Consider the following 13,114-nt stretch of genomic DNA (forward strand, 5'->3'; position numbering starts at 1 on the left):
CTTAAATTTTCATCGATTTTCTATTTTTTAGAATATTTTTTTAAAATCAAAAAATGAGTCTTTATGAGAAAAAAATAACTAATTCCTTATATTTAGAATTCATAAAATTATACCAATCGTTAAAAAATAATTATTTTTCACTAACATACTTCTCTCTAGAGATTAAATGCATTCTCAAGAAAGAGTATCATTGCAGCAATTAAAGAATAACGAGCTTGTTTTATGTCCAATTGGTTTCCCAAATGGCAGCCTTACCAAGGTGATATTGACCACCGACCGGTCTCTACCAACGAATATCTCCCCCCTGTTCAAAGTGCTATTTTAGGTATTCAACATGCGTTTGCGATGTTTGGAGCAACTGTTTTAGCACCATTACTCATGGGCTTTAATCCTAACCTTGCCATTTTAATGTCTGGTATCTGTACCATCCTGTTCTTTTTAATTACGGGTGGTCGTGTTCCGAGTTACTTAGGCTCAAGTTTTGCATTTATTGGTGTGGTTGCAGCAGCAACTGGGCATATTACGGGTTCGGGCGCCAATCCAAACCTCTCTATGGCTTTAGGCGGAATCGTTGCGTGCGGTATATTTTATGCACTCATCGGTTTTATTGTCATGCTTACAGGCACACGCTGGATTGAAAAACTCATGCCACCTGTCGTGACTGGCGCGGTTGTGATGATTATTGGTCTAAACCTAGCACCCGTTACTATTAAAGGTGTTGCAGGACAACCATTTGAAATGTGGATGGCCTTAATTACCGTACTTTGTATGGGCAGTATTGCAGTCTTTACTCGCGGATTATTGCAACGTTTACTTCTGTTAGTCGGTTTAATTTTGGCTTATGTAATTTACGCCATCACCACCAATGGGCTAGGTTTTGGTAAACCCATCGATTTTAGTCAGATCTCAGCAGCTGCGTGGTTCGGGATCCCAAGCTTTTCACACCCTACTTTTGATACTAAGGCTATGCTAATTATTGCGCCCGTCGCGCTTATTTTAGTAGCCGAAAACTTAGGCCATATTAAAGCAGTAGGTGCAATGACTGGTGAGAACCTGACGCCGCAATTAGGCAAAGCATTTGTCGCAGATGGTTTGGCAACAACGCTTTCTGGTAGCGTTGGTGCACCGGGGATGACCACTTACGGCGAAAACATTGGAGTCATGGCAGTCACTCGTGTCTACTCAACCATTGTTTTTGTGATTGCTGGCGTGTTTGCAATTTTCTTGGGTTTATCTCCAAAATTTGGCGCGGTAATTAGTACGATTCCAAGTGCTGTCTTAACAGGTGCATCTATTGTCGTATTTGGTTTAATTACTATTGCTGGTGCAAAAATCTGGATTGAAAACAAAGTTGATTTTTCTAACAATAAAAACCTGATTGTTGCTTCTGTAACGATTATTTTGGGTGCCGGAAATTTTGAATTAATGTTTGGTAATTTCAATTTAGGCGGCATTGGTACAGCAACTTTTGCGGCCATTATTCTAAATTGGCTGTTTAGTTTAAAAGATAAAACCTAAATTCAAAAAGGCAGCGTAAGCTGCCTTTTTTATTATTGCCATTCATCACATTTCTTGATCACTTTTTAGTATGATGACCTCTTAACCTTCAATACGTTCCCTGTCATGCGTTTTGATTTTTTTGATTTACAATTGGTTCTTCATATTGTCTCTACAGGTAGCCTCACTAAAGGTGCAGATCGTTCCGCGATTTCACTTCAAGCTGCTAGCGAACGTATAAAAAAACTCGAACAATATTTTGAAACTCCTTTATTTATTCGCCACACCACTGGAGTAGAGCTAACAACGGCAGGACATGCTTTTACTGAGCATGCTCGTCAGCTTTTAGTACAAAAAGATCAATTAGAACTAGAAATGCAGCGTTTTAGACTTCCTACAACAGAGTCATTAACGCTGTGGTGTAACTCTTCTGCTCAAAGCGAATATTTGCCTACGTTATTACCTCAATATTTGGTGCTTCATCCCCAAATGAATATTGATTTACATGAAGCAGAAAGCTCAGAAATTGTAGATGCATTAACGCAAGGGGTTGCAAGTCTTGGTCTAGTCTCAAGTTTTTTTGATACCAGACATTTGCAAACTAAGGAATTTGCTAGTGACCCATTAGTTCTGATTTGCCCTACTACCCATACTTTAGCTCAATACCAAGAGCTGAATTTGGTAGATGCTCTAAGCTATGGTTTTATTGGTCTTAAACCTCACCACTCTTTGCAACAGTCTATCGGAACCCAAGCTAAGCTATTAGGCTTTAACATACAATACCGTTTGCGCTTACCTAACTTTAGCGCAATTGCAGAAGTTGTGGCGAAAGGTGTCGGAATTGCAATTATGCCTGCCCGCGCTGCACAGCGTTTGCAATCAGACTATGATTTTCATTCAATCCAGTTACTCGGTGCATGGGCCAACCGCAAACTGCTTTTGGCTACACAAGATTTCAGTCAGCTTCCTAAAAATTATCAGCAATTTGCAGACTTTTTATTGCAGCATCGACATTAAATACTTGGCTTAGTGCAAAACCATATAAATCCCTAATGACACCAAACCTATAAAAAATATACGACGAAATATCTGCTCGTTGAGTCGATAGCGAATTTTTTTACCTAACCACATTCCAACGAGTGCAGCAAATAAAGCCGCAAAAGATAAACGATAGTCCAGTGTTATTCCTGAAATCGGGTTGTGGTGTAAAAACACCGCAAGACAAATGGTAGACACCGTAAAAGTCAGCCCTAGAGCTTGTACCAGCTCGTCACGTTTTAAATGCAACGACTGCAAATAAGGCACTACTGGAATAATAATCACACCTGTTGCTACCGTCACTGCCCCACCAATATAACCAATGATCGGCGATAGCCAACGTTCATGCTTGCCTAAGTGCGGGAGCTTTTTCACGCATAGACCATAGAGCCCATATAAGGCCAGCATGCAGCCCAATAAAATTTCACTACTATGCCCATGACTTTGGCTCAAGGTGGGTAGAAAGCTCCATATTGAACCCACCACAATGCCTACAAGCAAAGTCCAGAAACGGCGAATAAAAGCCCAGACATGTCCTTCAGCAAAAAGCTGCCAAACATTGGTGACCATTGAGGGAACAATGAGTAAAGAAGCTGCTTGAAAAGGACTCATTGCGATGGTGAGTAAACCCATCGATACTGCGGGCAACCCTAGACCGATCATGCCTTTAATCATGCCAGCAAAGGCAAACACCACCATAATAATTACTAAAAAAGTCACTGTTTATCTCCGATTCCCTACATGGTTATGCTACGGAAAAAAACAGGTTTTGCCCTATTCTTGTTTTTAGGAGAAGGCCTCAATTAAAAGTTGAGGCCGTTTTATATTTTTCTTCTAATACGTTGCTAAAAATGCTTTCAATCATCCAAACACGGTACAAACTATTAAACACATAACTTTGACCATTAATGCGCAACTCTAAAACTGGTAAATCAGGCTGATGTTTATCTTTGCAAAAAGCATCATTTTGCGCCAGAACAGCGGGCACATCCTGCTCGGTTAACTGTTCAATGCCCAACTGCTGCTGTAATTCTTGGAAATGCTTTTGGAAAGATAAATCTTTGCCTTTTGTCCAAACGGCCTGCAAGATTGTAAAAATCGTATCGATTTGCTGATTTTCCTGCACACTATAGAAAAGCTTTGCCATTTCAAGCGCACTTTCTTCGGTAGGGCGGCAAAAAGGAGTAAAAGCGACATCTGTTCGTTTAGAAACACGTGTTGCCAAACTCCAATCAAACCAATCTCGGCCTTGGTAGCTTAAAGGGTAAACTTTTAATTGAATGTCGTAATAATCAGCCAGTTCTTCCTTAATATAAGCAAGCAATAGCCAACTCATTGGATCTTCTAAGGCAATATATATATCGAGTTCAGGATGAAGTGTCTGAATTTCGGTAAGTGCCTCAGCATCATTAATCAAATGCTCACGCCATTCAATATGATTAATTAAAAAGATCGGATTACCAGTCAGTAACTTTTGCTGCTTTAGACGACGAGTTAAACGTAATAAATCATCTACTGCATGATATTTACGTCCACCAAACTCAAAATACGCTGCCGTTACAGGCTCATCTGTAAAAATACGTTCTGAAAAATGTTGAGGAAGCTGATGTTTAACTGCCATGGCATGTAAAGTACGCAGCTTTCCATATTGTTGCTGCCAAAGCATGTGAAAAATATCTTCTAGTAAATGTAAGAAATTCTGACCTTGTAATGGGGTTCTTTTTAATATGACAGCGGCTTGTTTTAAAGATTCTTGGCTTGGGATTTCTGGAAATTCATCAAAAGCAAAACGGTGTTGTTTGGCTAAAATTTTTGCATCATTCAGACAATAATTTTGCCACTCTTCATGTGACATACCATTTGGAGGTTCAGAAGCCGTATGGGAAATAATAATTTTTAAAGGTTTAAGTTCATCACTTAAAATCTCATCGAGCTGAGACAATTGCTGAACAGCCAAATAGCTATACACATCATCAAGTCGTAAATAAATACTTAAACCATTTTCCGTGGGTAACACCGCTTGACGAGAGGGTTTTTGGTAAAACCAACTCGATCGGATAGGGTCAAACCAACGGCGTAGCAGTGACATGAATAGTGCCTCTAAAAAATAAAATCCTAAGCTAGACCAAAAAACTGCTTTGATCGCAGTACAAAGTGCAGCAGAAGCTTCATATACAAAATACTGACGAGTTCTGCTTACGCAGAACAAATATCATGTTATTGCACGTGTTCCTGCATCGGTGAGGATTTTATCATCATTTTATGACAAACCCATAGAATGACTTGCAACACCCTAATCTACAAGCCTATTTTTTTCATCAGGTGAAAAAAATGCACCCTCAACAGATAATAATTCATCGTGTTGAAGAGTGCATAATTTCTATTCAATTAATAAAATTGAATATTTTATAGAACGCGCACAGCTCCTTTCGCTGCACTTGTTGTATGCATTGCATAAACTTTTAACGCTTTTGATACCTTACGTTTACGTTCTTCTTTCGGATGCCAGCCTTTCGCTTCTTGAACTGTACGACGGTGCGCCATAGTCGCATCATCAACGTTCAAGTGAATGGTACGGTTTGGAATATCAATTTCAATGGTATCACCATCTTCTACCAAACCAATTGCACCGCCTTCAGCAGCTTCTGGCGAAACATGTCCAATCGAAAGACCTGATGAACCACCAGAGAAACGACCATCTGTCACCAATGCACAGTCTTTGCCTAAACCTTTCGATTTAAGGTAGCTGGTTGGGTAAAGCATTTCTTGCATACCCGGACCACCACGTGGGCCTTCGTAACGAATCACAACGACATCACCAGCTTTAATATCATGACCTAAAATTGCGTCTACAGCGGCATCTTGGCTCTCAAATACACGCGCTGTGCCCGTAAATTTCAAGATTGATTCATCTACACCCGCAGTTTTTACAATACAACCATCAAGCGCGATATTGCCGTATAGAACTGCTAAACCACCATCTTTCGAGAATGCATGTTCTGCATTACGAATAACGCCTTTTTCACGATCGCCATCTAAAGTTGCATAGTAGCGATTTTGAGAGAATGCAACTTGAGTTGGAATACCACCCGGAGATGAGCGATAGAACTCATACACGTCTGCATCTTCAGTACGAATAATATCCCACTTGTCCAACGCATCTTTTAACGTTTTCTCATGTACTGTTGGTAGTGATACATCAAGTAAATTCGCACGATCAAGCTCACCCAAAATGGCCATAATACCGCCAGCACGATGAACATCTTCCATGTGAACATCTTGTTTCGCAGGCGCTACCTTAGACAATACAGGAACTCGACGTGACAACTCGTCAATATCGTCCATTGTAAAGTCAACTTCCGCTTCACTTGCTGCAGCTAATAAATGCAGAACCGTATTGGTTGAACCACCCATTGCAATATCAAGGGTCATCGCGTTTTTAAACGCCGCCTTGGTTGCAATTGAACGAGGTAAAATGCTTGCATCTTCTTGTTCGTAATAGCGCTTAGCCAATTCAACAATAAGTTGGCCTGCTCTTAAAAATAATTTTTCACGATTAGCATGTGTCGCAACAATTGAACCATTACCTGGTAAAGATAAGCCTAAAGCTTCCGTTAAACAGTTCATTGAGTTTGCAGTGAACATACCTGAACATGAACCACATGTTGGACATGCTGAACGTTCAAATTCTTCAACTTCTTCGTCTGTATAACTTTCATCAGCCGCAACAACCATTGCATCAACAAGGTCAATCGCTTTTTCATTACCACGGAACTTGACCTTGCCCGCTTCCATTGGTCCGCCTGACACAAAAACTACAGGGATATTTAAGCGCATCGCAGCCATGAGCATTCCCGGAGTAATTTTGTCACAGTTCGAAATGCAGACCATAGCATCAGCACAATGCGCATTTACCATGTACTCAACTGAGTCAGCAATCAAATCACGTGATGGTAATGAATAAAGCATGCCGTCATGCCCCATTGCGATCCCATCATCTACTGCAATCGTATTAAACTCTTTAGCAACACCACCTGATGCATGAATTTCTGCTGCGACTAGTTGCCCTAAATCTTTAAGGTGTACATGGCCTGGAACAAATTGAGTAAATGAGTTGACCACCGCAATAATCGGTTTGCCGAAATCCTCATCTTTCATTCCTGTTGCACGCCATAAGCCACGTGCGCCAGCCATATTTCTTCCGTGTGTCGATGTTTTTGAACGATAGTCAGGCATTAGTGTTTCCAACAAGTTGTGCTTGAGCGGAATTTCTCCCACTCTGGCTGAATGATACTGATATAGCGTTAGATCAGTCGGAATATTGACTCATCATCATAATTTGATCATTCTCCATTCTATAGAAGCAAATAATATTCGGAAAGCCAAGAACAGTAATAGTCAGTCAATATTTAGCAAAACTTACATGAATAATTTTTTATTTTTTCATAACCTTTTTTTATCAATAAAAATTTTTGAATAATTTTTTGTTCACTATTTAAAAACCAAATCTCTCAATAGCCATGAGTTTAGGGCTTCAAACGTTTTTCACGTATACTACCCATAAACTCTTTTTGGATTGCATTTGTGAAAATTATTTTTGCTGGCACCCCCGAATTTGCTGCAACAGCATTGGCGGCATTATTAAAAACTTCCCATGAAATTATCGCCGTTTACACTCAGCCAGATCGTAAAGCAGGTCGTGGACAAAAACTAACACCATCTCCTGTAAAACAGCTTGCGCTTGAACATGGTATCCCTGTTTACCAACCACTTCACTTTAAAGCATCTACAGAAGAAGGGCTCGCAGCCCAACAAGAACTTGCAGCTTTAGGTGCCGATGTGATGGTCGTTGCAGCCTATGGTTTGATTCTTCCACAAGCTGTACTCGATACTCCTAAATATGGCTGTTTAAATATTCACGGCTCATTATTGCCTCGCTGGCGCGGCGCAGCACCCATTCAGCGTGCAATTGCAACAGGTGATGAAGAAACTGGAATCACGATCATGCAGATGGCTGCAGGTTTAGATACAGGCGATATGATGTATAAAACCTACTGTCCAATCACAGCCGAAGATACATCAGCGACTTTACATGACAAATTAGCAGTTCAAGGTGCTACAGCAATTTGTGACGTACTCGAGTCAGAAGAAACACTACAAAAATATTTGGCAGAGCGTGAAGTTCAAGATGAAGCTCTTACAGTCTATGCACACAAGTTAGTGAAATCAGAAGCTCGTATTGACTGGTCAAACGATGCTGTTCAACTTGACCGAAATATTCGTGCGTTTAACCCTTGGCCAGTTGCCTTCATTCAGTTAGATGAAAATAATGCTCTGCGTGTTTGGAACTCAACCACTTCTAATCAAAGCCAAGCAAATGCCCAAGCTGGTGAAATTATCGCGATTGATAAGCAAGGCGTACATGTTGCTTGTGGGCAAGGTTCATTTATTTGTCTGACCAGTGTGCAATGGCCAGGCGGCAAAGCAATGAATGCCCAACAAATTGCCCAAACTCAAAAACTTCATGTAGGACAAATTCTGCCATGAGTCAGGTTTCATCAAATTCGTCACGGTTTAACTTACGTGCTCAAGTTGTCCAGACGTTATTAAAAGTTCAGCAAGGCCAATCACTCGCTAGTATTTTAAATACACAGCTGAATCAAGTTGCAGAACGTGATCGCGCACTATTTCATGAACTTGTTCTAGGTACGCTACGCCAATGGTTTGCTCTTAAATCAATTAGCTTACCTTTGCTCAGCAAACCTTTAAATAATGAAACTGTTGAAACCTGTCTGTATGTTGGGCTTTATCAAGTTTTATGCACGCGTATTGCAGCGCATGCCGCCATATCAGAAACAGTAGATGCCACCAAACAACTTGGATTTCCTGCACTCGGCGGTATTGTGAATGCTATTTTGCGCCGCGCTACTCGCGAAACTGATGACTTTGAGCAAGGTTTACAACAAGCACATGGCTTACCAAGTTGGCTTTTTAAAAAGCTAAAAAAGGATTGGGGAGAACAATCTGAATCTCTTTGCCAATCATTAAAACAAGTCGCACCTTTAACCTTAAGGGTGAACCAGCGTCATATTGGCCGTGATGCTTATTTAGCAAAACTACAAAGTCTAGATATTCAAGCACGTGCATGTACTCTGTCTGAAGCAGGTATTGTTCTTGAACAATCTGTACAAATTACCCAACTACCCGGTTTTGAAGAGGGATGGTTTTCTGTACAAGATGAACATGCTCAGCTATGTGCAACATTATTGCCAGATTTAAATAATAAAACAGTGATTGATGCCTGTGCAGCACCTGGTGGAAAAACAGCTCATTTACTCGAAAAGTTTAAACCAGCTCAGCTCATTGCTATTGACCAAGATTCTAACCGCTTAATCCGTGTAACTGAGAATTTAAACCGCTTAGTACTTGATCAAAGTCAAACAGAAATTTTGGCAGCCGATGCAACCGAATGGGTACCTGTACAACCAGTAGATTGTATCGTGCTCGATGCACCTTGCTCCGCTACAGGGGTTATTCGCCGTCATCCTGATATCCGTTTATTGCGCCAATCTAGCGACATAGCTCAAACGATTGAACTGCAAAAGCAAATTTTGGAACATATGTGGCAACAGCTTAAAGTTGGAGGCACATTGCTCTACATTACGTGTTCAGTTTTAAAAGCTGAAAATGAACAACAGATGATAAATTTCTTTGCAGAACATACTGATGCAAAAGAAATTAAGATTGAAGCGAATTGGGGACTTGAACAAATTCATGGCCGACAATTATTACCGCAAGCACAGTCTGGCGATGGATTTTATTATTGTAAAATTCAGAAAATTGCATAAAAAAAGCAGGCTTAAAGCCTGCTTTTTTAGATCAGCATCAAAGCGTATGCTGATCTTTTACATCTTCTAAAACGTCATCTAACTCTTCAGGATGTTTCGATAAATGTAGAATGGATAAAATCAATCCACCCCATACAAACACCATCGAAATTACCATCATCACGATTGCCGAAGTATTCATTATTTTATCCTCCTAGCGATCTTTCATTTTGCTTAACACGATTGCAACGACCGCACAGAAAATCACACTGCCCCAGCCGAATACACCTTGTAAGCTCATACTATAAGTATCATAGCCATTTTTGATCAAATTAAAAACAGTCATACAGAGTGTAGTTAACAAGATTAAAGATGTAATAACCGTTAAAGTGAAATCCCATCCCTTACCAACTTGAATAGTTGAGATACGATTTATATGGTCACTAAGCTCTTTAAGAGCTGAACGTTTAAACCAAGCTATGCTAATAATTGATATTAATGCACCACCGATAATACCGATGTTGTTGATAAAGTGGTCAACAATATCAACCAACTTAATTGCATTTACACTTGAGAATAAAATAATTGATACAAGTGCACTACCGCCACCAATAATCGTTACAGCTTTTTTACGGCCCCATTTCAACTTATCTTGCATTGCTGCAATAGGCACTTCCAAAATACTGACCATCGAAGAAATACCTGCGACGAAAAGTGAAGAGAAGAATAAAAGACCAAATAAATCAGCCCCTGTACCTAAGCTTGAAATAATTTTCGGGAATGCAATAAATGCCAATCCAATTCCGCCGCTCACGACATCTTTAACTTCAGTACCTGCCGCATGCGCCATAAAGCCAAGCGCTGCAAAAATACCAATCCCTGCCAAAATCTCAGTTGATGCATTTGCAAAACCAACGATTAAGCCAGAACCTGTTAAATTCGTTTTTGGTTTTAAATAAGATGCATAGGTGACCATGATCCCGAAACCAACAGAGAGTGAAAAGAAAGTATGACCATACGCGGCTAACCATACTTTATAGTTCATCATTGCTGACCAGTTTGGTGTAAAGAATGCATTCAAACCTTGAGCTGCACCTGGCAAACGCAATGACTGAATCACCAAAATAGTGAATAGAACGAATAATAATGGCATGAAAATCTTATTTGATAATTCCACACCCTTTTTCACCCCACCATAAAGAATGATTAAAGTGAGTGCCCAAATTCCAACAATCGGCCAGAATAAATGACTTACAAACTGTAGATCAAAACCAGTCGCTTTTGAGGTTTGTAAGTAAGTATTAAAGAAGAAACCTTCCGGATCACTTCCCCACATTTGACCAATAGAGAAATAGATATAACTACCTGCCCATGTCAAAACACTTGCATAATACAAACCGATAATGATACAAACACAAACCTGCCACCACCCTAAGGTTTCTCCGCCTTTAAATAAAGCTCGATATGCTTTTGGAGGTGAACCAGTACTACGATGGCCGACCGCATAATCTAAAAAGAGTAACGGTAAACCTGCTGTAATGAGTGCAAGTAAGTAAGGAATAAGGAAGGCACCACCACCATTTTCATAAGCAACGTATGGAAAGCGCCAAATATTACCTAAGCCTACAGCCGAACCAACGGCTGCAATAATAAAACCAGATCGTGACGTCCAGTTTTCACGAGAATCTGTCATAAAACACCTAATGTTAAAAGTTTGCTTATTTTTACTGCTATTGTTGATTGTTATTGCGCACGCAAAAAAGAACCAAAAAGTACTTTTGTGTTTGGTTGAGAATAAAAACACCTTTTGAGTATTTTTATTTTCATTACAAACAAGCAAAAATAGAAAATTCTTCCTTAAAGATTTTTGTCCATTTTTTGCCCCTATATAGCTGAACAATACCTGTTTTTATTTATTTTTACTGTAATTTCCATCTGAAATTTTACGTTTTCTTAAAGATTTCCATTTAAATTGGTTATTTTTTAGCTCACATTCATGTTTTAAAGCAAAATGTTAGGTCATTATAAGTACTGCTATTTTCTACTATTTAAATTATTTTTTATTTTATAAAGTATATATATCAACTAATTTTTGAGATATGCAAAATTAAAAATATTATCGGTTCTTTTCACAAAATTTATACTCAAACGTCCCCAATAATGTTCATATCAACCTAGAAATTATTCTATAAAAATCAATAAAATATCAGATTTTTTAAAATTTAAGATAATTGAATTTTTATATTCATCATTTTCCATCAATGTATTACTGCACAGTTTTCTATATCATGCGCACAAAGTTTTCTTTACTTAGGATATGATAGTGAAAATATTAAAAATGTCGTTTGTAGCGCTTGGGATGAGCCTAAGCGGATTCGCACAAGCAGATTTTATAGGGTTAAAGGGAGATGTTAGCTATTGGTTTTACGATGGTAAAGCAAATATGTCGTCACAATTACCCGATGATCAAGATTTAGATCGGAAAGGTAGCGCTCAACTTTCACTCGCTTTTGAGCATCCAATCCCCTTCATTCCAAATGCAAAAATTCGTTATGTAAATTTAGATACTCAGACTAAGTTAGAAACTTTAGGCCAAGCTAACTATAAAATTAATTTAGATCATAGTGATTTTATTCTTTACTACGAATTATTAGATAATATTGTAAGCGTAGATGCAGGCCTTGGTGCAACTGTATTAAATGGCAATATCACTGCTTATACAGGTAAACGTGTTGATATTGATAAAACATATCCTATTGCTTATTTGTCGGGCGAAGTAAAACTTCCATTCACAGGTTTAAGTGCTAAAGGCGAAGCAACCTATACAAACTTTAATGATGCAAAAATCACAGATGCATTAGCGGAAGTAAAGTATAAATTCGTCGATAATTTAGCAGTCGATTTAGGCCTGAAAGCAGGCTATCGAGTACTCAATATTGATTTAAATGATTACGATAATAATGATCTTAAGTTCGACTTTAAAGGTCCTTATATTGGCTTAGAAGCACATTTTTAAATCAAAAAATAATGTGAAATTTTAATACTCAAAATGAAAAAGAACTCCTTGTGAGTTCTTTCTTATTTACACCATATTAACATAACCTGAATATTCTCGAATTCTTTGGCACCAAGCTTGGATATTTGGATATAACTTTAAATCAAAGCCACCCTCCTCAGCTACATGCGTGTATGCATATAAGGCAATATCAGCAATGGTCAGTTCATTTGCGACGAGATAGTCTTGCTCTACTAAAGCTTTATCCATAATAGATAGCGCTTTATGGCCTTTGGGTTGTAAATTATGATATTCCTCTATTTTTTCTGGTGGTAACCCTAAATATTTATTAATAAAACGAGCAACCGCAATAAATGGTTCATGGCTATACTGCTCAAAGAACATCCATTGGTACATTTTTGCTTTAATAAAAAGATCTGTGGGAGTAAATTTTGTTCCTTCAGCTAGATAACCTAAAATGGCATTAGATTCACTTAAAACACGGCCATCATCTAGAACTAATACTGGTATTTTTCCATTAGGATTTAAGGATAAAAACTCTGCTGTTTGAGTATCTTTTTTTAAAATATCAATGTGGACCCATCTATGTTTAATATTTAATAAGGACAGTAATAGTTTAATCTTATAACAGTTACCCGAACCTACATCACCATAAATTATCATAGATCCTTTTCCCTTATTATTCATATTTAAGTATGTAATGTTCTTATTATTTATAGCATAAATTTTTCATAGT

At 38.6% G+C, this 13,114-nt stretch carries 11 protein-coding genes; 5 read left to right on the plus strand and 6 right to left on the minus strand.

What is annotated here, in order from left to right:
- The first annotated feature begins 222 nt into the window (after positions 1-222).
- Positions 223-1,518, plus strand: coding sequence for a solute carrier family 23 protein (locus WA249_RS05510; RefSeq protein ID WP_336166896.1), 1,296 nt, complete (start codon positions 223-225; stop codon positions 1,516-1,518).
- A gap of 105 nt (positions 1,519-1,623) precedes the next feature.
- Positions 1,624-2,514 carry a LysR family transcriptional regulator gene (locus tag WA249_RS05515; protein ID WP_336166898.1) on the plus strand — a complete coding sequence of 297 codons (891 nt, stop codon included), beginning with the start codon at positions 1,624-1,626 and terminating at the stop codon, positions 2,512-2,514.
- Between the two features lie 9 nt (positions 2,515-2,523).
- Here the strand turns inward: WA249_RS05515 and WA249_RS05520 are convergent, their stop codons facing one another.
- The 3 genes from WA249_RS05520 to ilvD form a co-directional block, all read right to left on the minus strand.
- Complete coding sequence (locus tag WA249_RS05520; RefSeq protein WP_336166900.1) at positions 2,524-3,255, minus strand: sulfite exporter TauE/SafE family protein; 732 nt, start codon at positions 3,253-3,255, stop codon at positions 2,524-2,526.
- A 79-nt stretch (positions 3,256-3,334) separates the two neighbouring features.
- Positions 3,335-4,624 carry a hypothetical protein gene (locus WA249_RS05525; RefSeq protein ID WP_336166902.1) on the minus strand — a complete coding sequence of 430 codons (1,290 nt, stop codon included), beginning with the start codon at positions 4,622-4,624 and terminating at the stop codon, positions 3,335-3,337.
- Positions 4,625-4,941: 317 nt separating this feature from the next.
- Positions 4,942-6,771 carry a dihydroxy-acid dehydratase gene (gene ilvD / locus WA249_RS05530; RefSeq protein ID WP_336166904.1) on the minus strand — a complete coding sequence of 610 codons (1,830 nt, stop codon included), beginning with the start codon at positions 6,769-6,771 and terminating at the stop codon, positions 4,942-4,944.
- A 348-nt stretch (positions 6,772-7,119) separates the two neighbouring features.
- Between ilvD and fmt the strand changes: the two genes are divergently transcribed.
- Complete coding sequence (fmt, locus tag WA249_RS05535) at positions 7,120-8,082, plus strand: methionyl-tRNA formyltransferase (protein ID WP_336166906.1); 963 nt, start codon at positions 7,120-7,122, stop codon at positions 8,080-8,082.
- Positions 8,079-9,383: a 16S rRNA (cytosine(967)-C(5))-methyltransferase RsmB gene (rsmB, locus tag WA249_RS05540; RefSeq protein ID WP_336166908.1), complete on the plus strand. Its 1,305-nt coding sequence runs from the start codon at positions 8,079-8,081 to the stop codon at positions 9,381-9,383. The genes fmt and rsmB overlap by 4 nt, the downstream gene beginning before the upstream one ends.
- A gap of 37 nt (positions 9,384-9,420) precedes the next feature.
- Here the strand turns inward: rsmB and WA249_RS05545 are convergent, their stop codons facing one another.
- Together WA249_RS05545 and WA249_RS05550 are read right to left on the minus strand one after the other, a co-directional pair.
- Complete coding sequence (locus WA249_RS05545) at positions 9,421-9,564, minus strand: methionine/alanine import family NSS transporter small subunit (RefSeq protein WP_336166910.1); 144 nt, start codon at positions 9,562-9,564, stop codon at positions 9,421-9,423.
- Positions 9,565-9,576: 12 nt separating this feature from the next.
- Entirely contained in the window at positions 9,577-11,055 is a 1,479-nt protein-coding gene (locus tag WA249_RS05550) for a sodium-dependent transporter (protein ID WP_336166912.1), read from the minus strand.
- A 624-nt stretch (positions 11,056-11,679) separates the two neighbouring features.
- On the opposite strand from WA249_RS05550, the gene WA249_RS05555 reads away from it, so the two are divergent.
- Positions 11,680-12,378 carry a TIGR04219 family outer membrane beta-barrel protein gene (locus tag WA249_RS05555; RefSeq protein ID WP_336166914.1) on the plus strand — a complete coding sequence of 233 codons (699 nt, stop codon included), beginning with the start codon at positions 11,680-11,682 and terminating at the stop codon, positions 12,376-12,378.
- A 66-nt stretch (positions 12,379-12,444) separates the two neighbouring features.
- Here the strand turns inward: WA249_RS05555 and WA249_RS05560 are convergent, their stop codons facing one another.
- Positions 12,445-13,041 (minus strand): glutathione S-transferase family protein, encoded by a 597-nt coding sequence (locus WA249_RS05560; RefSeq protein ID WP_336166916.1) that lies wholly within the window; start codon positions 13,039-13,041, stop codon positions 12,445-12,447.
- Between the last annotated feature and the right edge of the window lie 73 nt (positions 13,042-13,114).

The sequence above is a fragment of the Acinetobacter sp. 161(2023) genome (genome assembly GCF_037027805.1).
In the GTDB taxonomy this organism is placed as follows: Bacteria; Pseudomonadota; Gammaproteobacteria; order Pseudomonadales; family Moraxellaceae; genus Acinetobacter.

What these genes read in the sequence shown, in the direction of transcription:
- WA249_RS05550 (WP_336166912.1), bottom strand. Translation starts at nt 11,055, where the DNA reads ATGACAGATTCTCGTGAAAACTGGACGTCACGATCTGGTTTTATTATT.
- WA249_RS05555 (WP_336166914.1), top strand. Translation starts at nt 11,680, where the DNA reads ATGATAGTGAAAATATTAAAAATGTCGTTTGTAGCGCTTGGGATGAGC.
- rsmB (WP_336166908.1), top strand. Translation starts at nt 8,079, where the DNA reads ATGAGTCAGGTTTCATCAAATTCGTCACGGTTTAACTTACGTGCTCAA.
- WA249_RS05545 (WP_336166910.1), bottom strand. Translation starts at nt 9,564, where the DNA reads ATGAATACTTCGGCAATCGTGATGATGGTAATTTCGATGGTGTTTGTA.
- WA249_RS05510 (WP_336166896.1), top strand. Translation starts at nt 223, where the DNA reads ATGTCCAATTGGTTTCCCAAATGGCAGCCTTACCAAGGTGATATTGAC.
- WA249_RS05525 (WP_336166902.1), bottom strand. Translation starts at nt 4,624, where the DNA reads ATGTCACTGCTACGCCGTTGGTTTGACCCTATCCGATCGAGTTGGTTT.
- WA249_RS05560 (WP_336166916.1), bottom strand. Translation starts at nt 13,041, where the DNA reads ATGATAATTTATGGTGATGTAGGTTCGGGTAACTGTTATAAGATTAAA.
- WA249_RS05515 (WP_336166898.1), top strand. Translation starts at nt 1,624, where the DNA reads ATGCGTTTTGATTTTTTTGATTTACAATTGGTTCTTCATATTGTCTCT.
- ilvD (WP_336166904.1), bottom strand. Translation starts at nt 6,771, where the DNA reads ATGCCTGACTATCGTTCAAAAACATCGACACACGGAAGAAATATGGCT.